General features: G+C 61.6%; 24 protein-coding genes. 17 read left to right on the forward strand and 7 right to left on the reverse strand.

What is annotated here, in order from left to right; genetic code table 11:
• The 17 genes from C1A35_RS34190 to C1A35_RS34265 all read left to right on the forward strand — a co-directional run.
• The coding region (locus C1A35_RS34190; protein ID WP_199773101.1) for a pentapeptide repeat-containing protein at positions 1-350 on the forward strand (350 nt) is incomplete at its 5' end.
• A complete protein-coding gene (locus tag C1A35_RS34195) occupies positions 347-634 on the forward strand; it encodes a hypothetical protein (RefSeq protein ID WP_104668677.1) in 288 nt (95 codons plus the stop codon). The genes C1A35_RS34190 and C1A35_RS34195, both read left to right, overlap by 4 nt.
• Positions 631-792, forward strand: a complete 162-nt coding sequence (locus C1A35_RS36215) for a hypothetical protein (protein WP_158665245.1) — start codon at positions 631-633, stop codon at positions 790-792. Before C1A35_RS34195 ends, C1A35_RS36215 begins: the two co-directional genes overlap by 4 nt.
• A 5-nt stretch (positions 793-797) precedes the next feature.
• Positions 798-1208, forward strand: coding sequence for a hypothetical protein (locus C1A35_RS34200; protein WP_104668678.1), 411 nt, complete (start codon positions 798-800; stop codon positions 1206-1208).
• Positions 1205-1684 (forward strand): hypothetical protein, encoded by a 480-nt coding sequence (locus C1A35_RS34205; RefSeq protein WP_104668679.1) that lies wholly within the window; start codon positions 1205-1207, stop codon positions 1682-1684. Before C1A35_RS34200 ends, C1A35_RS34205 begins: the two co-directional genes overlap by 4 nt.
• Complete coding sequence (locus C1A35_RS34210) at positions 1675-2343, forward strand: hypothetical protein (protein ID WP_158665246.1); 669 nt, start codon at positions 1675-1677, stop codon at positions 2341-2343. The genes C1A35_RS34205 and C1A35_RS34210 overlap by 10 nt, the downstream gene beginning before the upstream one ends.
• A 142-nt stretch (positions 2344-2485) precedes the next feature.
• On the forward strand, positions 2486-2809 hold the full coding sequence (locus tag C1A35_RS34215; protein ID WP_234823119.1) for a DUF6378 domain-containing protein: 324 nt from the start codon (positions 2486-2488) through the stop codon (positions 2807-2809).
• On the forward strand, positions 2806-4188 hold the full coding sequence (locus C1A35_RS34220; protein WP_104668681.1) for a DEAD/DEAH box helicase: 1383 nt from the start codon (positions 2806-2808) through the stop codon (positions 4186-4188). The genes C1A35_RS34215 and C1A35_RS34220 overlap by 4 nt, the downstream gene beginning before the upstream one ends.
• A 70-nt stretch (positions 4189-4258) precedes the next feature.
• On the forward strand, positions 4259-4765 hold the full coding sequence (locus C1A35_RS34225) for a hypothetical protein (RefSeq protein ID WP_104668682.1): 507 nt from the start codon (positions 4259-4261) through the stop codon (positions 4763-4765).
• Positions 4762-5016 carry a DUF2800 domain-containing protein gene (locus C1A35_RS37155; RefSeq protein ID WP_199773102.1) on the forward strand — a complete coding sequence of 85 codons (255 nt, stop codon included), beginning with the start codon at positions 4762-4764 and terminating at the stop codon, positions 5014-5016. The genes C1A35_RS34225 and C1A35_RS37155 overlap by 4 nt, the downstream gene beginning before the upstream one ends.
• Positions 5006-5914 (forward strand): DUF2800 domain-containing protein, encoded by a 909-nt coding sequence (locus C1A35_RS34235; RefSeq protein WP_158665247.1) that lies wholly within the window; start codon positions 5006-5008, stop codon positions 5912-5914. Before C1A35_RS37155 ends, C1A35_RS34235 begins: the two co-directional genes overlap by 11 nt.
• Positions 5915-5938: 24 nt before the next feature.
• Positions 5939-6493 carry an ssDNA-binding protein gene (locus tag C1A35_RS34240; protein WP_158665248.1) on the forward strand — a complete coding sequence of 185 codons (555 nt, stop codon included), beginning with the start codon at positions 5939-5941 and terminating at the stop codon, positions 6491-6493.
• Positions 6494-6664: 171 nt separating this feature from the next.
• Positions 6665-8722: a DNA polymerase gene (locus tag C1A35_RS34245; protein ID WP_104668685.1), complete on the forward strand. Its 2058-nt coding sequence runs from the start codon at positions 6665-6667 to the stop codon at positions 8720-8722.
• 18 nt (positions 8723-8740) lie between these two features.
• Positions 8741-8947, forward strand: coding sequence for a hypothetical protein (locus tag C1A35_RS34250; RefSeq protein WP_104668686.1), 207 nt, complete (start codon positions 8741-8743; stop codon positions 8945-8947).
• A 1-nt stretch (position 8948) separates the two neighbouring features.
• Positions 8949-11126 carry a bifunctional DNA primase/polymerase gene (locus C1A35_RS34255; protein WP_104668687.1) on the forward strand — a complete coding sequence of 726 codons (2178 nt, stop codon included), beginning with the start codon at positions 8949-8951 and terminating at the stop codon, positions 11124-11126.
• Positions 11123-11305, forward strand: a complete 183-nt coding sequence (locus tag C1A35_RS34260; RefSeq protein ID WP_104668688.1) for a helix-turn-helix transcriptional regulator — start codon at positions 11123-11125, stop codon at positions 11303-11305. The genes C1A35_RS34255 and C1A35_RS34260 overlap by 4 nt, the downstream gene beginning before the upstream one ends.
• A 381-nt stretch (positions 11306-11686) precedes the next feature.
• Positions 11687-12796 carry a site-specific integrase gene (locus C1A35_RS34265; protein ID WP_158665249.1) on the forward strand — a complete coding sequence of 370 codons (1110 nt, stop codon included), beginning with the start codon at positions 11687-11689 and terminating at the stop codon, positions 12794-12796.
• A gap of 136 nt (positions 12797-12932) precedes the next feature.
• On the opposite strand, the gene C1A35_RS36220 is transcribed toward C1A35_RS34265, so the two are convergent.
• The 7 genes from C1A35_RS36220 to C1A35_RS34295 are packed head-to-tail and all read right to left on the reverse strand — an operon-like array spanning position 12933 to position 18795.
• On the reverse strand, positions 12933-13331 hold the full coding sequence (locus C1A35_RS36220) for a hypothetical protein (protein ID WP_158665250.1): 399 nt from the start codon (positions 13329-13331) through the stop codon (positions 12933-12935).
• A 9-nt stretch (positions 13332-13340) separates the two neighbouring features.
• A complete protein-coding gene (locus C1A35_RS34270; protein ID WP_158665251.1) occupies positions 13341-14831 on the reverse strand; it encodes a hypothetical protein in 1491 nt (496 codons plus the stop codon).
• Positions 14832-14839: 8 nt separating this feature from the next.
• A complete protein-coding gene (locus C1A35_RS34275) occupies positions 14840-15364 on the reverse strand; it encodes a DUF2514 family protein (RefSeq protein ID WP_199773103.1) in 525 nt (174 codons plus the stop codon).
• On the reverse strand, positions 15361-15873 hold the full coding sequence (locus C1A35_RS34280; protein WP_104668691.1) for a glycoside hydrolase family protein: 513 nt from the start codon (positions 15871-15873) through the stop codon (positions 15361-15363). The genes C1A35_RS34275 and C1A35_RS34280 overlap by 4 nt, the downstream gene beginning before the upstream one ends.
• Positions 15857-16069 carry a hypothetical protein gene (locus C1A35_RS34285; protein WP_158665252.1) on the reverse strand — a complete coding sequence of 71 codons (213 nt, stop codon included), beginning with the start codon at positions 16067-16069 and terminating at the stop codon, positions 15857-15859. Before C1A35_RS34285 ends, C1A35_RS34280 begins: the two co-directional genes overlap by 17 nt.
• A 2-nt stretch (positions 16070-16071) precedes the next feature.
• Complete coding sequence (locus C1A35_RS34290) at positions 16072-16455, reverse strand: hypothetical protein (RefSeq protein WP_158665253.1); 384 nt, start codon at positions 16453-16455, stop codon at positions 16072-16074.
• Positions 16456-16494: 39 nt separating this feature from the next.
• Positions 16495-18795, reverse strand: a complete 2301-nt coding sequence (locus C1A35_RS34295) for a glycosyl hydrolase family 28-related protein (protein ID WP_104668694.1) — start codon at positions 18793-18795, stop codon at positions 16495-16497.
• Positions 18796-18850 lie beyond the last annotated feature (55 nt).

The raw sequence follows: 18850 nt of genomic DNA on the forward strand, positions 1-18850 counted from the left end.
TGCGCGGCGCGGACCTGAGCGGCGCGGACCTGCGCGGCGCGGACCTGCGCGGCGCGGACCTGAGCGGCGCGGACCTGCGCGGCGCGGACCTGGGCTGCGCGACAGGTAATCTGAAACAGGTCAAATCGATCCACACCGAACGCTGGATCGTGACGTACACCGACGACACGATGTTCATCGGCTGCCAAACTCACCCACTTACGGACTGGTGGGGTTTTGACGACCGCACGATCAACGCGATGGACGTGGGCGCGCTGAAGTGGTGGCGCAAATGGAAGCCGATCCTGCAGGCCATTATCGAAGCGCCGCCGGCCGAGCCGACGAAAACCAAAACCGAAGCAACGACATGACCAAACGCATCAAGGGCGCCGGCAAGCACGGCCGCCCGACCTACAACCAATCGGCCAAGATCATCGCCAAGTTCGGTGGGGAAGCCGCGCTCGCCCAGGCTATCGGCATCAGTCGCATCACCGCCTACAGGTGGGGATACGCGAGCCCTTATGGCACGAACGGCATCATCCCGGGGCCGATGGTTGACCGCATCGAAAAAGCCGCGCGTCTACACGGCGTGCTTCTGACTCCGGCGGACTGGCTGCCGGAGAAGACCAACTACGAAGAGAGGGAGGTGGTGTGACCATCTTCGAAACCATCGCGGCCTGCACCGCCCTCGTAATCGTTGCTGCTGGGCTCATTGGCGCACTGTTGGCCAAGCTGGGCGACGATTTTCACGACGATTTTCCCGACGATTTTCCCGACGATTTTCCCGACGATTTTCCCGACGATTTGGACTGACCGCCATGGACCGCCGCATCGTGAACGCCACTGCTGCGCCTGCCATCCTGCGCGCGTTGCTGCAAAAACAGCGCGCCACCACGTCGCAGCTCAACGAAATCCTGCAATACGACATGCCGCGGATTCTGCGCGCGCGGCTTCTCAAGCTGGTGGAAAAGGGCTTGGTGCGCCGGGAGCGCAATCTGGCACCCGGCAAGACGCGCTGTAGCCGCAGTAACCCGGACATCTGGAGCATCCCCAACGTTGCCCGCGTGCACGAGTGGTTGGCCGAGTACGACCAGGCCACCACAGGCGACACGACGTTTGGCGACAACCCATTCGAGCCACTGCAAGCCATCTTCGGCGGGGCAGCGCGCGTTCTCAACCATCTACCCGGCCGCCAGCACGCGCTTGGCGTCGGTGTGACTGAACTATGACCCTCATCATCGGAATCGACCCCGGCGTATCGGGCGCTTGGGCGGCAATGACAGAAGACTGCTCGATGGTCAACGATATGCCGACGCTAGCGGCAAAGCGCGGCAAAACAGCGCTCGACGTCGATGGCCAAATGCTTGGCGACGTGTTGCGCAAGTATCGCGGCTACGCCTCCGCAGCCTACGTCGAACAAGTCCAATCCCGCCCACGCCAGGCGGGTCAATTCGCCTTCGGCATGAACTACGGCCGCGTGCTCGGTGTTCTGGAAGCGCTCGGCATCCCGATCGTTCACGTGCCGGCGTCGAAATGGAAGCCGGCAATGGGTCTGCGCGGCCAGGATAAAGCCACCAGCGTCGCCCTGGCTGCGCAACTCTTTCCCCATCTCAAAGATCAGCTGTACGGCCCACGCGGCGCGCCTTTGGATGGTCGAGCCGAAGCCCTGCTGATCGCCTATTACGGGAGCAAGCAATGCAACTGAGTGAAAAACGAATCATGGAATTGGCCCGCTCGATTGCTGGAAACGAGCCATGGTCTATCGGCTGCGTGAAATTTGCTCGCCTGTTGGAAGAAGAAATCCTCCGCGCGCAGGCTGAGGCGAGGCCGGTGGCCGAACTCAAGGGCGGCGTGCAGAACAGAGCAGCGCCGGGGCTAGACATCAAGGCAGCAGCAGGCCGCTTGATGGGATGGCGTCTACCGGATGACTTCAGCCCAGACTGTTTCGTTGTGTTTGATCGCGTCAAGGCCAAGTTCAACAATAGCTGGCCAGTTGGAACGAATCTGCTCACGACGATCCAAGCGGAGGAGATGCTTCGATATGCATTTGCAGACCAACTCCCCCGCGCCAGCGCCGCGACTGTGGCCGAGCCGGGGGCGGGGGAGTGGAAGATGTGGGTTGACGCCTGGATGGGCCGCCAAGATATCGCGATGCGCATCGAGGCATACGACGAACTCATCGCTGCCCAGTCCGGCCAGCGGGCTGGCGTGGCGGAGGGGTGGAAGTTGGTGCCGCTTGAGCCTACCCCACAGATGCTGGAGCAGATCAAGTTCCTGGACGACATCACCGACCGAGCCATGACAGCGCGATACAAAGCCATGCTCGCCGCCGCCCCCACGCAGCAGGGGGGCGAGCAACCATGAAACTCCTACCCTTACTAGCGCTCCTGCTCATCACCGCATGCGGTGGCGGCGAGGACGACGCGCCTCAAACCCTGCAACCCCCTGAACGCGGCGTCTGCGCGACGACCGTGCCCATTCCACCTGACTGCAACCTGACGAAGAAATGATCCGCGACCCGAATACCGTTACCTCGATCCCTATGCCGACGCCCGATACGATCGACGCCACCCTCAACGAACGCGGCCAGCGCTATGGCAAGTTCACCGGCCACGCGGAAATCACGCAAAGCATGAAATGCGTGATGGCTACGTTCAAGCACGGCGAACCGTGGGAAGCGCTCACGCCCGACCAACGCGAAGCACTCGAAATGATCGCGCACAAGATCGGCCGCGTCCTGAATGGCGACCCCAACTACGCCGACAGTTGGGTCGATATCGCCGGCTACGCGAAGCTGGTGGCGGATCGGTTGGAGGGGGTGGAACGTTGATCGTTCCGCTCGAAACACCATTCCCGTACCAGCAGGTCGGCGCGCATTTCCTGAGCAACCACCGCCAGGCGCTGTTGGCCGACGAGATGGGGCTGGGCAAGAGCTGCCAAGCGGTGGTTGGCGCAGACATCATCGGCGCCAACAACATCCTGGTGCTCTGCCCAGCGGCGGTGCGCATCAACTGGGAGCGCGAGTTCACCCGGTTCAGCCCGCTCGATCGGCCGTGCACGGTGCTGCTGACCGGCAAGGATCGCGTGCCAACGTCAGGCGTGGTGGTGTGCAGCTACGACCTGTTGGCCAACGAGAAGACGCGCGAGCAGCTTAAGCGAATCCGTTGGTGCCTGTTGGTGCTGGACGAAGCGCACGCGCTCAAAGAGCGCAGCGCCAAACGCACGAAGGCGGTCTACGGCCATCGCTCGAATGCGCCGGGCCTGATGGTCAACGCCGTGCGCACGTGGCGCCTGACCGGGACACCCGCGCCTAACAACGCGAGCGAGCTTTATACCCATCTCAAGTCGGCCGGTCTAATCGAGATGCCGTACTGGGACTTTGTGTTCCGCTACTGCGATGGGTTCGACAACGGGTTCGGCTTCAAAATCACCGGCCACAAAAACGTGGACGAACTGAAACAACTGCTGGGGCGCTTCATGCTCCGGCGCAAGAAGGAAGAGGTCATGACTGAACTACCGCCCATCACATTCCAGGAAGTCACCGTCGAGCGCACGTCGGTGGACCTGCTTCCATTCACCGAGCAGCTGCGCGGCAAGACCACCGAGCAATTCATGGCCGAATTGAAGCTGGCCGACAGTACGCTCAAGGCTGCGTTCCTCGCCATCAAGGACAGCAAGACGCCGTTCCAGGATCGGCTCAAGGTGCTGGAGTCGATGGCCAACGGCAACATGACGACGCTGCGGCGCTACCTTGGCCTGGCCAAGCTGACTCGCATCGGCGACATCCTGGAGGAAGAATTGGCGACCGGCGCCGTGCAGAAGATTGTCATCTTCGGCATCCACAAAGACGCCATCGAAGGCTGCCGCAAGCGCTTCGCCAAGTACGGCGCGGTCACGCTTTATGGCGGCACGCCCGGCGAGAAACGCCAGGCCAACATCGACCGCTTTCAGAAAGACCCGAAGTGCCGCGTGTTCATCGGCAACATCCAGGCCGCTGGCACCGGCATCACGCTGACCGCCGCGCATGAGGTAGCGTTCATCGAAGCCGACTGGGTGCCCGCCAACAACGCGCAGGCGGCGATGCGATGCCACCGCATTGGTCAGGACAAACCTGTGCGCGTGCGATTTTTCTCCTGCGCCGGCAGCGTGGACGAAGAGGTCATGGATACCCTGCGCCGCAAGACGCGAGAACTGGCCAAACTCGACTGAAAAGTTTGGTCTTTTTGTTGTGAAAATCGTAACCCGTAGCTATACTCCCAACACCCTACTGGAGAACCAAATGGAACTGAAATTCAATCTGGACACGATGTCGTCGTCGCAACTCGGCTGGCTGATCGACTCGCTCGATGCCTACCGCGCGCGACGCGACGGCTTCACCCAACACGCCCAGCCGGAGGTGGCGCAAAACACCGGCAGCTCGGAGCCCGCGCCTCCTTTCACGGGTGATCCGGCCGGCCAACCGGAAAGCGCAGCGGAGGATTCGCCTCCCACATCCTCCGCTGCGCCGGCCGTTACCGAGCAGAAGCGCGGCCGCCCGCGCAAAGAAACCGCTCAAGAATCGACGGCACCTGCCGTTGAAGAACAGGCCCCGGCCGAGCCTGCAAAAGAATCGGCCCAACCCATCACGCTCGACGATCTGCGCGCCGCGCTCCAGGTGTTCACTGCCAAGAATGGTATCGAAGCCGGCATGCCGCTGCTCGCCCAGTACAACGCCCGCCGGATCAGCGAAATGGCAGAACAGCCGGAAGACGCCAAGGCCGCGTTCATCAAGGAGTGCCAAGCGTGAATCTCCCCGCCCACAGCAAGATCGGTGCTTCATCGATGAAGCGCTGGGCGGCGTGCCCGGGCAGCGTCAAGCTGTCCGAGGGCATCGAGTCGCGCTCCAGCGTATTCGCCGAAGAAGGCACCAAGGCCCATGAGTTGGGCGAGAAGTGGTTGAAGGAAGGCGAAACCGCCATCGCAGGCTACCCGGTCGATATGGTCGAGCACGTCAGCGTGTACGTGGATGCCGTTATGGAGCGTGTCAATGGAAAATGAACTTCTCGTTGAGCAGCGTTTCCATCTGCACGAACTCCACAGCGATCTGTTCGGCACCAGCGACGCCATTGTGTGGCAGCCAAGCATCGAGCGCCTGTCGGTCATCGATTTGAAGTACGGCGCGGGCGTGCCGGTGGAAGTCGAGGACAACCCGCAGCTGCAGTACTACGCGCTCGGTGCGCTGTTGGCCAACAAGCAGTGGAAGCCGCGCGAAGTGGAGGTCGTGATCGTGCAGCCGCGGTGCCCGCACCCCGATGGTCCGGTGCGCGCGCAGGTGCTGCAGGTCGTTGATCTGCTCGATTTCGCCGCTGATCTGGTGGAAGCGGTGAAACGGACGGAAGAAGCGAGCGCCGCGTGCTTGTGCGCTGACTCAGGACCGCTGGAAGCCCAGTGGCAACGCATGTACCTGCACGCCGGCGACCACTGCCGCTTCTGCCCGGCCGCTGCTATCTGCCCCGCGCAGAAGAACAAGGCGCAGCAGTTGGCCAAACAGGCGTTCGCGCCCGGCCTGCCGTACGACGCGCAGCAGCTGGCCGAGACGCTCGAATGGCTACCGGTGCTCGAAGCGTGGATCAAGAACACGCGTGAGTTCGCCTACGCCGAAGCCGAGAAGGGCCACGACATCCCGCGCCACAAGCTGGTGGAGAAGCGCGCGACACGGAAGTGGCGCAGTGAATCCGATGCGGCGGCCGTGATTGTGCCGATCATCGGCGCCGACGCAGCGTTCGAGCACAAGCTGATGAGCCCGGCGGCGATGGAGAAGTGCTTGCCCAAGGATCAACGCAAAATCCTTGACGACCTGTGCGTCAAGGAAAGTTCCGGCCACACGCTGGTTCACGAGAGTGACAAGCGCGAGGCCATCAAAGAGGACGCCAAGTCGGCGTTCGCCAGCGCGTAGTACCCAACGGAGAAAATGGAAATCATGGCAGACAACATCATCACCCCGGAATTCCGCGGCGCGTTCGTGTCCGTGTTCAAGGCCAGCGGCATGAAGGGCCAGCCCGACAGCGCGAAGAAGTTCAGCGTGCGCGCGGTGTTCATGCCCAACGCCGACCTGGCCACGATGAAAGCGCAGGCACAGGCCGCCGCGCAGGAGAAGTGGGGCAGCAACGTGCCGAAGACCCTGCGCAGCCCGTTCCGCCGCAACGAAGAACTGGACAACCCGGTGGTGGGTGTGCCGGACGATGCCATCGTCATGACGTTCAGCGCCAACGAATACCGCCGGCCCGGCGTGGTGGACGCCAACCTGCAGGACATCATCGACGAAGCCGAGTGCTACAGCGGCGCGTGGTATCGCGCGCAGGTGCGGGCCTTCGCGTACGAGCAGAGCGGCAACAAGGGCGTGAGCTTCGGCCTGCAGAACCTGCAGAAGCTGCGCGACGGTGAACCCTTGGGCGGCCGTATCCCGGCCAGCAAGGCATTCGACGCGGCGCCGAGCGAAGGCGGTAGCAAGACGGCCGGCGGGATGTTCGACTGAGCCCGGTGTTGTGAAAATCGAAAGCGGCCCTTCGGGGTCGCTTTTTAAGGACCACGAGGGAGCGATGAGTAACGTACTCCGAACAACGATCGACCTGGGCAAGATTCTGATGCTCGCGCAGATTCCCTTCATCCCGTTCTACGTCGCCACGCTGTGGGCGATGCTCGCGCAATGACCATCCTGCACATCGACTTTGAAACCTACAGCGCCTGCGAACTGCGCGACCGCGGGTTGCACAACTACGCCACCGATTCGACTACTGGCGTGCACTGCATGGCGTTTGCGTTCGACGACGAACCGGTGCAGCTTGTCACGCAAGATGATCTACCCGCGCTGAAAGACTGGCGCAACGTTCCTCAATTGCATCGGGCGCTTAATCGCGTCTATGACGGCGGCATCGTCTACGCCCACAACGCAGCGTTCGAGTTGGCCATCTGGAACAACATCTGCGCGCCGCGTTACGGCTGGCCCGAACTGAAGCCCGAGCAGGTCCGCTGCACGATGGCCATGTGCTACGCCATGGGCTTGCCTGGCGCGCTGGAGAACGCCGCGCCAGCGCTCGGGCTCGCGCAGCGCAAAGACGCCGCCGGCAAGCGCGTGATGCTGCAGCTGGCGAAGCCGCGCGCGGAGGGCGGGTTCTGGGCCCCCGAAACCGCACCCGAGAAATTCGAGCAGCTGTACGCCTACTGCAAGCAGGACGTGGAAGTCGAGCGCGCGCTGCATCACCGCCTGATGGAGTTGTCGGACGACGAGCAACGTATCTGGCAGCTGGACTATCGGATCAACCAACGCGGTATCCGGGTCGATCTGGAATCGATCGACAAAGCCATCGCCCTGGTCGAGCAGGAAAAGCGCCGGTTGGACGAAGAGATGCTGCGCGTGACGGGCGGCGTGGTGGGCAAATGCACCGAAGTGCAGGTGCTGGTGAAATGGATTCGCACCCAAGGCGTGGAGATGAACGGCTTGGCCAAGGCCGATGTGCTCGACGCGCTGGCTGGCGACCTGCCACCGGCCGTCGAAGCGGCGCTGCGTCTGCGCAAGGAAGCCGCCAAGTCGTCCACCGCCAAGCTGGTGGCCATGAAGGAACGCGCGAGCGCTGATGGGCGTGTGCGCGGGACGAAGCAGTTTCACGGTGCCGCTACTGGGCGCTGGGCGGGGCGCGGTATGCAGACGGACAACTATCCACGGCCACGAGTTCACTCGCAAGATGACGCCGAACAAGTGCGCGCGGTAGAAAACATTGGCGATCTGTTGCGCGAGCAGCGTTACAACGAGCTGGACATGTTTTACGGCCCGTTGATGGATGCCATCGCGGATAGCCTGCGAGGCATGATCGTAGCCGAACCAGGCAACGACTTGGTTGCAGTGGATTTTTCCGCCATTGAAGCGCGCGTGCTTGCTTGGCTGGCGGGGCAAGAAGACGTGTTGGACGTGTTTAGAAAGGGGACCGACATTTATTGCCACGCGGCAAGCGGAATCTACCACCGCGTCGTCACGAAGAAGGACAAGGCCGAGCGCCAGATCGGCAAGGTGGCCGTGCTGGCGCTTGGCTATGGCGGCGGTGTGGGCGCGTTTCAGTCGATGGCCCGTGTCTACAACGTGAAGGTGCCGGATGCCGAAGCCGACGAAATCAAGAGCGCTTGGCGCGCGGTGCATCCGGCGATCGTCAGCTATTGGTACGACCTGGAGCGCGCGGCTATCCGCGCGCTGACCGATGGTGGCGTGCAGGCAGTTGGCCCACGGGGGCGCGAGGTCAAGTTCCGCAAGGCGGGTTCGTTCCTGTGGCTGCAGCTGCCGAGCAAACGCGTGCTCTGCTACCCGTATCCCGAACTGCGCATCGTCGACACGCCGTGGGGTGAGCAGAAAGAAGCGCTGACCTACATGACGGAACTGGACAGCACCACGCGCAAGAAGCTGGGCAACAAGGTGCTGCCAGACCCGAATGCCAACGGCAACTGGTGCCGCATCTCCACGTACGGCGGGTCGCTCGCGGAGAACGTGACGCAGGCTGTAGCCGCCGATCTGTTGCGTTACAGCATGGAAACTTTGGAGAGCGCCGGGTATCCTGTGGTGATGCACGTCCACGATGAGGCTGTTGTGGAAATCGCATCGTCATGCGACGATCGCACGCTCGAACGAATCGAAGAACTGATGGCGCAGACGCCCGCCTGGGCCGCTGGCCTTCCTGTGTCCGCTGAGGGGTGGCGAGGCCCCCGGTACCGCAAATGATTTTCAAGTGAGGGGAGCATGGCCGATATCATCGACCAAGCGCAGGAGCAAGCCGAACGCATCCTGCAGGCAGAATTGAGCGCGCAACGAGCCGCGGGCCCGGAAGCCACCGGCTACTGTCTCGCATGCGGCGAAGCCGTGGCGCGCGGCATGCGCTGGTGCAACGTGATGTGCCGGGACGACTATCAACGGATGGAAGCCGCGCGCCGCCGCAACGGGAATTGACATGAGCCGGTTGGAACACGCGCTCCGCTTGGCGGAGAGGGGGTTTTACGTCTTTCCAGTCGCCCCGGACGGCAAGCTGCCGGCCATCAAGGACTGGGTGAACAAGGCCACGCGGGAGCCCGAGCAGATCAGCAAGTGGTGGTCGAACCGGGACTACAACATTGGGATTTCCACAACGCGTTTTGGCGACGACAAGGCGCTGTGCGTGGTGGATGTGGACACGAAGGATGGCAAAGATGGAGAACGATCGCTGCTGCAGCTGGAGCTGCAGGGCCAGGAACTGCCTGTCACGCTGGAGCAGGCGACTCCTTCGGGGGGCCGGCACTTGGTCTATCTGGTTGATGCGCCGCTGCGCCAAGGGGTGGACGTGCTCGGAAACGGGCTCGACATCCGCAGCCGCGGCGGATTCATCCTGGGCCCTGGGAGCGAAATCGGCGGCCGCAAGTACGCGCAGATCAACGGCCACGGTGTTCTCGCGTCTGCTCCTGGCTGGCTTGTTGACCGTTTGGGCCATGCTCCTGAGCGTCGCCCTGCCGTTACTGATCCTCTTGCTGGCGTTGACGCTAGCCGTGCGCAGGCTCGCGCGCGCGATTGGCTGATGACCCACGCGCCGCTGGCGCGTCAAGGCGACGGCGGCGACATCACCACTTACAAGGTGGCGGCGCAGTTGAAGGACTTTGGGCTCACGGAAGAGGATGCGTTCGGGTTGATGCTCGACACGTGGAACGAAGCCAACGAGCCGCCATGGAGCGCCGATGAGTTGGCTGACAAGGTGGCGCACGCGTTCCGCTACGGCAAGGATCAGCCAGGCATCGCCGCGCCCGAAGCTGTGTTCGCTGCAGCCGAGCCGCCGGCGCCGGCCGAAGGCGACGAGCAGCATCCGCTCGACAAGGTGAACGGCGAATATGCGTTCATTTTGGCCGGCGGTTCTGGCGCCATCCTGTGGGAAACCACCGACCAGCAGGGCCAGTTCACTTTCCACCTGCTGAACAAGGAAACGTTCAAGGACAAGTTGGCCGCCAAGAAGCTGCAGGTGGGCGATAAGGTGCGGCCCCTTGCGCAGGCGTGGATGGAATGGGACGGCCGCCGCAGCTTCGACGGCATGACGTTCCTGCCGGGCAAGGACGCCGGATCGCGCTGGTACAACATGTGGCGCGGGTTCACGGTGCAGCCGGCGGCGGATGCGGCCCATCCGATGGTTGCGCGCTGGTGCGAACACCTGCTGCAGAACGTGTGCAACGGTGACGCGAAACTGGCCGACTGGTTGACCAGCTGGTTCGCGCAACTTATCCAGCGCCCGTGGGAGAAGCCGCTGGTGGCCGTGTGTTTCCGCGGCTCCAAAGGCACAGGCAAGAACGCGCTGGTCGAGCGCGTGGGCAAGCTGCTCGGCAGCCATTCCATCGTCACGTCGCGCCGGCGCTACCTCGTCTCCAACTTCACGATGCACCTGCAGAAGTGTCTGATGTTCGTGCTCGATGAGGCGTTCTGGTCTGGGGACAAGGAAGCCGAAGGCGTCGTCAAAGACCTGATTACCGGCGATCGTCACCTGATCGAGCCCAAGGGCAAGGAAACGTACGAGGTCAAAAACCTCACGCGCGTGGTGGTGATCGGCAACGAGAAATGGCTGGTGCCTGCCACTGAGGACGAACGTCGCTGGGCGGTGTTTGATATTGGCGAAGGGCGTAAGCAGGACCGCCGTTACTTTGAAGAGATGCGCGTTGGCTTGGACGACCAGGGCGGAAACGCCCACCTGCTGCGCTACCTGCTCGACTACAAGATCAGTCAGGACGTCAACCAAGCGCCCAAGACCAGCGCGCTGACGGACCAGAAGCACGCCAGCCTGGAGCCGGTGGAGCAGTGGTGGTTCGACTGCCTGTCGCAAGGCGAGATTGGCGGCGGAGACTTCGGCGCGCAATGGCCGGAGCTGGTACCCACCAACCGTATGCGAGACGCGTTCGAGCGCTGGGCGCGCCGGCGGAATATCCGCAGCCGCTTGCCAGCCGATAACGTGTTCGGCGCCACGCTCAAGAAGGTGGCGCCGTCCATGGTGTCCAAGAAGATTCGGCCCGATACGCCGGGCGACGCAACGCGCGGCTACGTGGTGCCGGCGCTAAAAGCCGCGCGCAAGGATTGGGAAAAATTCATCGACGGTTTGGTCGATTGGGAGAACGACGAATGAACCTGCTACCGAAAGAGGCAGCCGAGCGCTTGCGCGTCCACGACAAGACGTTGGCGCGCTGGCGCGTCACCGGCGAGGGGCCGCGCTATATCAAGCACGGGCGGAAAGTGCTGTATCCGGTCGTCGAGATTGAAGCGTGGGAGCGCGATCGGTTGCGCGTGAATACCGCCGAATGCTGATCGTCCAATGTGCGACCAGCGCTACTACCGTTGGTCGCCGCCAACACTATAACCCGTTGATTTTATTGGTGAGCGCGCTGGGGCTCGAACCCAGGACCCCGTGATTAAAAGTCAAATTTGACAAGGTAGCGCACGGTAGTCTACAGTATCCCTTGTAACGTTTTCAGTAACTTAACGGAGCGAGGGGTATGACTCAACAATCGACGACTGCGGCCAGTGTGCGACCAGGCTGGAGATACGGTAGGACTGGCCGCGTGGTTTGCCGCGGATGCGGCCGGGGTTATGGAAGCGACTTCGATGGGCTGTGTATCTTCTGCCGAGGCTGCACAGGGTGGGAGGCTAGACGCAAAGCGTTGTCTCCGGCCGGGAGGGCTTTTGCGGATGTCTGACCTGAACGAACGCTCCGCCAAAGCCGCCCAGCCCGGCGACGTGCTCCGAGACACCAGCGTGCGCGGCCTGCACCTGCGCTGCTTCTGCGAGCGCAAGTCCTTCTACCTCTACTACCGAACCAAGGCCGGCCAGGAGCGCAAGCCGAAGCTGGGCGACTACGGTTCCATCACACTCACGCAGGCGCGCAAGATCGCGCAGGAGCTGCTGGCACGCGTGGCGGTGGGCGGCGACCCGCAGGCCGAGCGCGAAGCGGCGCGCGCCGAGCGCACGCTGGCCGAGCTGTGGGGCGAGTACTGGAAGCGCCACGGCAGCAAGAAGAAATCCGCCGACGCCGATCAGGGGATTTGGGATCGGTATCTGCGGGACAAGCTGGGCTCGCGCAAGCTGTCGGCCATTGCCTACACCGACATCGCCGATCTGCACGAGGGCATGGCCGACAAACCGATCATGGCCAACCGCGTGCTGGCGCTGGCCAGCAAAATGTTTTCGTTCGCTCACAAGCCGCTGGAGTGGACGGATGGCCGCAACCCCGCCAAGGGCGTGCAGCGGTACCGGGAGACGAAGCGCAAGCGCTACATGCGAGCCGAGGAAGCCGCGCGCATCGCCGCGGCGTTGGCGGCCGAGAGCACGGAGAATCCGGCGTCGGTCGCCTTCATTTATCTGCTGATCCTGACCGGCGCGCGCAAGGGGGAAATCGCCAGCGCGAAGTGGTCGCAGCTGGACGGCGCAAAGCTGGTGCTGCAGGAGCACAAGACGGACGCTACCGGCCACGATCGCGTCATCCACCTGCCGCCGCAGGCGATGGCCGTCATCGATCGCCTGCCGCGCACCAGCGGTACCATCACAGGTATCCAGTCGCCGCAGGCGCTGTGGGAGAAGGTGCGCGTGACCGCCGGCTGCCCGGACCTGCGGCTGCACGATCTGCGCCACAGCTTCGCCAGCGCTGCCATCGCCGCCGGCATGACGCTGGCGCAGATCGGCGAACTGCTCGGCCACACGTCCACACAGACCACCGCGCGCTACGCGCACCTGGTAGAAGAAGCGGCAGCCAAGGCCGCCGCTGAAACTGCAAACCGGATCGGCTCGACGATGGGGCTCTAGGCGTCGCGCCCTCGTCGGTCGACCCAGCCGTACGTCACCACCAACAGCGTGGTGCTGGCCGCGGCCTGAAGGCCGGGGTATCCCGCGCAATCTGATGACGCGCAATATACTGCGGTCTGCAAAACTAAGCAATAGATCAAGCCGGCTCGAAGATCTGGTACGCAACTACACCAGAATCGGTAATAACGCTAGATGTAATGGTAAACGAAGTACCGGCAGTTCTAGCAGATACACGCAAAACTCCGGTTGAATTATTGTCCTGAGCTGTGAGGAAAATACGGCTGTTCGCGGTCACAGATGTATTGCTTACCACTGCGACACCAGAACTGAGCGTAGCCACACCCTGTTTTGCGTTTGCCCCCTCCACAACACGATAACCAGCGCCCACTGCAGTGACTGAGACTGAACCATTAAACTGGCCCTGGGTACCGTTGTAGTCAGCCGGGAGGCCGGATAGCAGCTTTCCAGCGATGGCGTAGTTGCCGCTGTTGTCGAGTTGCTCTACCACCGTCGAGCCGATAGTGAGTTTTCGCATGCTCTCTCCTTACGCTAGCTCAGCACGCGACACGATGGCAGACCATTTCGTGCCAACTGCTGAATCAACACGTTGTTTGACCGTGATATTGAGCGCAGCACCGGTGCTGGCATTTATGCTCAGCGACACATCTACCGCATTGGCGCCAGCGCCGAGACCTGGATCCACATAAGAAAAGTCGACAGATTGCGCAACGATTACTGCCGGCGTGCCAGCAGCCAGTACTGCAGGAGCCTGCACTACCGCTGTGAGCGTCCACCATCCTCCGCGAATGTTGCCACCGCGTGCTTCTACGCGGATTTGATACGTCGTCATCGAACCGGCCGTCACCGGAATGTCAGTGGTGACGCCATCGACATGGTTTGGTAGGAGATGGGTGGATTGGTCCGAGAAGTATGCCCCCATGTATATGCGGTCGTCTTGGATCAGAGGATTGGTGCCAACCGACGAATCCCGATAGGCCCAGTTGACTGAGTTTCCAGCCATTACCGAACGCGCCTTATATCCACCCATAAGCGCGGAATAGGCATTGGAAGAATTGACAGTGCCAGTGTTTCCCAGGGCAATGCTGTTGTCTGACGACACCTTGTTGCCTTGGCCGATAGCGAGCGCGTTTGCGCCGCTTACGGTATGCCCACGGCCGAGCGCCACAGAAGCGGTTCCTGAAACTGTTTGACTCTGCCCAGAGGCGACGCCATAAGTTGCAGTGACCTTGCAGCGTTCCCCTGCGAGAACGGCAGCAGTGGTCCCAGAGACTTTGCTATACAGCCCCCCCAGAATCACTGAACCATTACCCGCGCCACTACGTATCTCGTTGCCCGTTCCACCCAGAATTGAGCTATAGGCGATATTGCCGGTGATGTAGTGTGCTGACCCACCGAAAATCATGGTATGGCCTGGCGTTCCATCTTGATCATCGATGTGCGAGTGCGCGCTTGATACAATATGGTTCATCAGGCCAGACTGGATGCTGTTGTCATAGCCGCCATGGATCGATCCATAGCTAGGTGCTTGACCACCAGTGGCGATAGCTGCGTATGGATCTTCCGCTCGGATATACTCGCCGCTATTCAGGGCCGTACCCAGCGTGATGGCCACAGCGCCACCACTGATAGCGCCGGTCCATTGCGTGCCTGTCGGCCCACTGGCAACATAAGTCAGCACTGCCACGGTGCCATCAGAAATCTTGCGCGTCAACTTCAGATCAGACACACTCCCGCTAACGGGAAGCGTATTGAACGTATAAGAACTGCCGGCGCCAAGGAAATATTGGGTGGCTTTGGTGTAGCCGATCAGTTGCGTATCCAATCCATCGCCGCCGCCTGTGATCGTGACAGAAGACGTGGTTGGAAGGATCGATGCAAACGCGGTGTTGGGCGCTACATTGTTTGCGCCAGCCGCCTGCACAAAAATAAGGGCGCTCTGATGATCTTGCAGCGCCGTGATCTGCGCGGCGGTGACGCCCTCAACCGTCATCCCTGCGGGTACTTGTTGTGTCATACGCCCCCCTATTTAGCGGCGGTCAATGAGTCGTAGGCGCGCTCGCAGGCTGTTCCGGCGACGCGGGCGGAGTCAGCATAAGCCGCCAAGTCTCCCGCTCGGCGGTCAGCGCGCGTGAGCACGTTGGCAAGCACATCGAGGGGATCGCCGGCTGCCGCGCCTGCGCTGGCAACGGCGGAATTGCGGGATGCTCGGGCGGCAGCGACAAGTTGGGCGACTCGTGCGCGCAGCCCATCAGCAGCAGTGTTGGCAGCAGCAGCGTCAGCGCGCGCTGCGTCAGCTTGTTTCGTGGCGTCATTGGCAATCTCCGCTTGAGCCTGGGCGCGTCGTTGTTCTTCCGCACGCGCCGCTTCCACATCGGCCAGGCGCTTCGCCTCAGCCGCTTCTTTTGCAGCGTCGAATTGCTTCTGCACGGCCGCTGCGCCCGCTTCGTACCCTTGCTTGTAGACGTGGTGGTGCAGGCCAATCGCGCCCATCACCAGCCCGAACACCACGGCAGCGATGCCGCCGAGTTTGATCCAGTCGAACGTCATGGCGTATCTCCAAGGCACGCGGCGCGTGCGGCGCGCCGGCGCTCCGCGATGCCGCGGCATTTGTTGGCCGGGTTGAAACAGTCCTTCGTGCCGCCGGCGACGAACCGCCATTGCAGGAACGCGTCGCACGCCGCCGGAAAATCCTTGGCGATGTACAGCCGACGCAGCGTCGAGCGCTCGTAGTTCTTGGGCCCGGCGTTGTAGGCGAAGTCCACCACGGCCACCTTCTGGCCATCGGTCAGGCTGTCAAACCCCGGCGTCATATCGCGCACGCGGGTGGCGTAGTCGGCCAGGCTGTCGGCCAGCATCTGCTTGCACTCAGGCAGCGTGTACCGGCGCATCTGCACGTTCGTCTCGCCGTAGCACACGGTCGCCAAGCCGTTGGCCAGGTGGTCGCTGTACGGCGTGAGCGACACGCCCTCGCGTGGCGCAGTGAACGCCACCAGCGCGGCCGCGGCGCTCGCGCCCATCACGGCCGCCAGCGACTTCTTCTTACGATCGAGGGCCATGCTTCGGCTCCTGCTTGATGATGCGCGCAACGCAATTGGCTGCGAAAAGCACAACGGTCAGAACCGCCAGATGCCGCGCCGGTAGCATGTCGCGCAGCTGGTCATAGAACATCACATACGCGCTGCCGATCGCCGCGCCTGCGGCGTTCACGCGCTGGCTGTATAGCCGGTGGCACGTTTTCCAGTCTTCGATCAATTTCATTTCTGCCCCACGTTCATGAGACGTTCGAGAATTGTCACGCGCGTGATTAGGTCGTAAAAACTCTGGTACTGCGTGGACGCCCAGCCTATGACGCCAAGGCACGCCAACAGGCCAGTGCCTACCAACTTCCACAGCCAGCCCTGATGCTTCACGTCCGTCTGCAGCTTGGCGATCTGGTCTTTGGTGTCGTCCGCAATCAGAGACAGGCGGGACGCTTTGCTGTCCACATGGCTGATCTTCTCTTGCATGGTCGCCATCACGATCAGCGCTGATTGCACTGCGCTGATCTGACCCTTCATTTCTTTCAGGTCATCGAGAGCATTGCCGACGCGCTCCGTCAGAACCTGGATAGCGGCATCAGTTGCCATCGGTTCGCTCACTGGTTGACCCCGTTTCATGTTTTTGTCATGGAGCGTTTGCTACGCCCCTTGGAACACCGTAAGTAAGAAGAAAGCGGGATCGGTGACCGCCAAAGCAGAATTGAGAAAGATAACGCTAAAGGAAGTCGCGGTTAAACCGGTGATGCTGAAATAGCATCCTTGGCTTCCAGACGTTACATTCACCATCGGCGTGCCAGCGCTACGCGCAAGAGTGACGTTGTAAGTTCCAGTGCCGCTTCGGACTATGGAAGCAATCCCGGAGTTACTAGACATCGCGCCGGTAGAACCCGTTACGTATGCTTGCGCCACGAGCTGCCCCATATCCCCCAGCCGAACGTCTTTCACCGGGTCGTAGCCAGGGGTTTCTGAGGAATCGGTATATACATTCCCTTCGTCATAGACGGTGAAAGAATTGTAATTAGCCCCGCGAATTAGGTTGACGTATCTACGTCCAGAATTTGCCGCGTACGACCCGGCTCGAAGGAACCCGTTTCCTCTGAAATGCAGCTTGAATGGCGATGTATTTGCTGCCAACGAAGAAGCATCGACCGCCACGTTATTTGTTACGAACTGCACGCTATCTATTCGATTGAAAGTATTCCCGTCGAAGATGGCCGTGCCCGTGCCGGCGACTGAGACGTACACATCCGCCGATCCTGCGTTGTGCTCAAAGTAAGACCCACGAACGATCAGCGACGCCGCGCCGTTGATACCGTTATTACTGAATGCAATACCGGTAGCTCCAGCTTGAACATTACCGCTGTTGTCTAAGCCGTTGGCTTCCGCTGTGCAAGCGTCGAACGTTACAGTCACGCCGTTTTGGATGACGCATCCGTTCTGGTAATTGCTATTGAAATAGCAGGCGCTAAACAACAGCGCGTTCGGGTAAGTGTTTGTGCCAAACCGGGCGACCACCCCATCGCTATTGTAGTTAAATACGCAGTTGTCGAATTTGCACGAATTGATATCTGTGCAAGCAAGCCCAGTCGTCATGCGAAACACGTTGACGTCTCGGACAACAGCGTTCACGGCGGAAACGATCTTTATGCCAACCCCGTTGCTGGTGACGCTTGCTTGGTCGGTGTGCTGTACTCGAAAGCCCTCCAATACAAGCCGATCAAAATAGTTTCCGGTGAACGTGAACAGCGTCGGGCCGGCGCTTCCAGAATAGATGAAAACCGTATTCCCAGGCCCGTCGCCAATCAGTTGCAAGCGCTTGCCGCCAGTGTTCAAGGACGTACCGTTGTTAAGCGTAGCGCTTACCCCGGCAGTCATTACGTAGACACCGGACGTAGCTCGCAACGTTTTGCCGTTCGTTGCCGCCCAACTCAAAGCCGCTTGAATGGCGGCGGTGTCATCCGTCACGCCGTCCCCTTTTGCGCCAAAATCATACAGAGTCGCCATGTCTCGCAGACGTGTTTGAACGTCTCGGGTAACGGCCCCTGTTGCGCCTAAGCCAAAGGACAGCTTTGTTGCTTGAATGGCTGCAGCAGGATCGACGTTTGCATCTTTTACGGCGTTGGCCGCTAGAGCGGCATTTCCGACAGCACCCGCTGCGAGATTTGTCGATGTAACCTGCCCAACGCCAAGCGACCCGATAGGCAGCGCCTGCGTGTAACGCACCAAAATGTTGTTCGTACCGGACGGGGGCGCCGTCGTGAACGTCAGCGTCGTGCCCGCCGTCCACGTGTAGTCGATGCCCGGACGCTGCGTGACACCGCTGATGGATACGTCCAGGTTATTGATGCCGCCGGGGTTAGCCGACAGGTTGAAGTTGACGGTCGCGCCGTTGCCGCTGAACAAATCGCCTTTGGCGTTGCCATACGTCACCGACGTGGCGATCGTGGTCGGGTCCACGTTTTGCAGCGCATTGGCTGCCTGGTTCCAGCCGATCAGGTTGTTTGCTGCAGGCAGCGGCAGGTTGGTGCTCAAGCCCGTGGCGTTCGGCGGCAGCGTGATGGAACGCGACAGCCCCTCGTTGAGCTGCTGCGTCTCCATCGTCAATTTGTCCAACGCCTGCTCGTGCGAGGCCGCCGGGAACGGATCGTTGGGGACGTAGTGCGTCAGCTGCGTGAACGGCACGTTGCGCAGGATCGACAGCTTCTGCGTGGCGGTCGGCGCCACCGTCGTTGTGATCGAGCCCCCAGACTGACTGCCCGAGCCCGTCACCACGTAGTCCGTGGTGAGCGCCAGCGTGGCCACCGTGGGCGGCGTGTACGCGTTGTCGGTGCGGATGACCAGCAGGTCGGCGTCTTGCAGCCAGTAGAACGGCACCGGGAAGTTCGTCGTGGCGCCATTGCCGGTGTAATCGACCCGCGTAGTCTGGCTCTGGATGGTCATGGACAAGTCCTCATTGAGTCACGTGGGCCTTGTCCGAAGCGGGGGCCGGGCTACC

This window comes from Ensifer adhaerens (assembly GCF_002940685.1).
Taxonomy (GTDB): domain Bacteria; phylum Pseudomonadota; class Alphaproteobacteria; order Rhizobiales; family Rhizobiaceae; genus Ensifer; species Ensifer adhaerens_E.

What these genes read in the sequence shown, in the direction of transcription:
- C1A35_RS34195 (WP_104668677.1), top strand. Translation starts at nt 347, where the DNA reads ATGACCAAACGCATCAAGGGCGCCGGCAAGCACGGCCGCCCGACCTAC.
- C1A35_RS34200 (WP_104668678.1), top strand. Translation starts at nt 798, where the DNA reads ATGGACCGCCGCATCGTGAACGCCACTGCTGCGCCTGCCATCCTGCGC.
- C1A35_RS34205 (WP_104668679.1), top strand. Translation starts at nt 1,205, where the DNA reads ATGACCCTCATCATCGGAATCGACCCCGGCGTATCGGGCGCTTGGGCG.
- C1A35_RS34210 (WP_158665246.1), top strand. Translation starts at nt 1,675, where the DNA reads ATGCAACTGAGTGAAAAACGAATCATGGAATTGGCCCGCTCGATTGCT.
- C1A35_RS34215 (WP_234823119.1), top strand. Translation starts at nt 2,486, where the DNA reads ATGATCCGCGACCCGAATACCGTTACCTCGATCCCTATGCCGACGCCC.
- C1A35_RS34225 (WP_104668682.1), top strand. Translation starts at nt 4,259, where the DNA reads ATGGAACTGAAATTCAATCTGGACACGATGTCGTCGTCGCAACTCGGC.
- C1A35_RS34235 (WP_158665247.1), top strand. Translation starts at nt 5,006, where the DNA reads ATGGAAAATGAACTTCTCGTTGAGCAGCGTTTCCATCTGCACGAACTC.
- C1A35_RS34240 (WP_158665248.1), top strand. Translation starts at nt 5,939, where the DNA reads ATGGCAGACAACATCATCACCCCGGAATTCCGCGGCGCGTTCGTGTCC.
- C1A35_RS34245 (WP_104668685.1), top strand. Translation starts at nt 6,665, where the DNA reads ATGACCATCCTGCACATCGACTTTGAAACCTACAGCGCCTGCGAACTG.
- C1A35_RS34250 (WP_104668686.1), top strand. Translation starts at nt 8,741, where the DNA reads ATGGCCGATATCATCGACCAAGCGCAGGAGCAAGCCGAACGCATCCTG.
- C1A35_RS34255 (WP_104668687.1), top strand. Translation starts at nt 8,949, where the DNA reads ATGAGCCGGTTGGAACACGCGCTCCGCTTGGCGGAGAGGGGGTTTTAC.
- C1A35_RS34260 (WP_104668688.1), top strand. Translation starts at nt 11,123, where the DNA reads ATGAACCTGCTACCGAAAGAGGCAGCCGAGCGCTTGCGCGTCCACGAC.
- C1A35_RS34265 (WP_158665249.1), top strand. Translation starts at nt 11,687, where the DNA reads ATGTCTGACCTGAACGAACGCTCCGCCAAAGCCGCCCAGCCCGGCGAC.
- C1A35_RS36220 (WP_158665250.1), bottom strand. Translation starts at nt 13,331, where the DNA reads ATGCGAAAACTCACTATCGGCTCGACGGTGGTAGAGCAACTCGACAAC.
- C1A35_RS34270 (WP_158665251.1), bottom strand. Translation starts at nt 14,831, where the DNA reads ATGACACAACAAGTACCCGCAGGGATGACGGTTGAGGGCGTCACCGCC.
- C1A35_RS34275 (WP_199773103.1), bottom strand. Translation starts at nt 15,364, where the DNA reads ATGACGTTCGACTGGATCAAACTCGGCGGCATCGCTGCCGTGGTGTTC.
- C1A35_RS34280 (WP_104668691.1), bottom strand. Translation starts at nt 15,873, where the DNA reads ATGGCCCTCGATCGTAAGAAGAAGTCGCTGGCGGCCGTGATGGGCGCG.
- C1A35_RS34295 (WP_104668694.1), bottom strand. Translation starts at nt 18,795, where the DNA reads ATGACCATCCAGAGCCAGACTACGCGGGTCGATTACACCGGCAATGGC.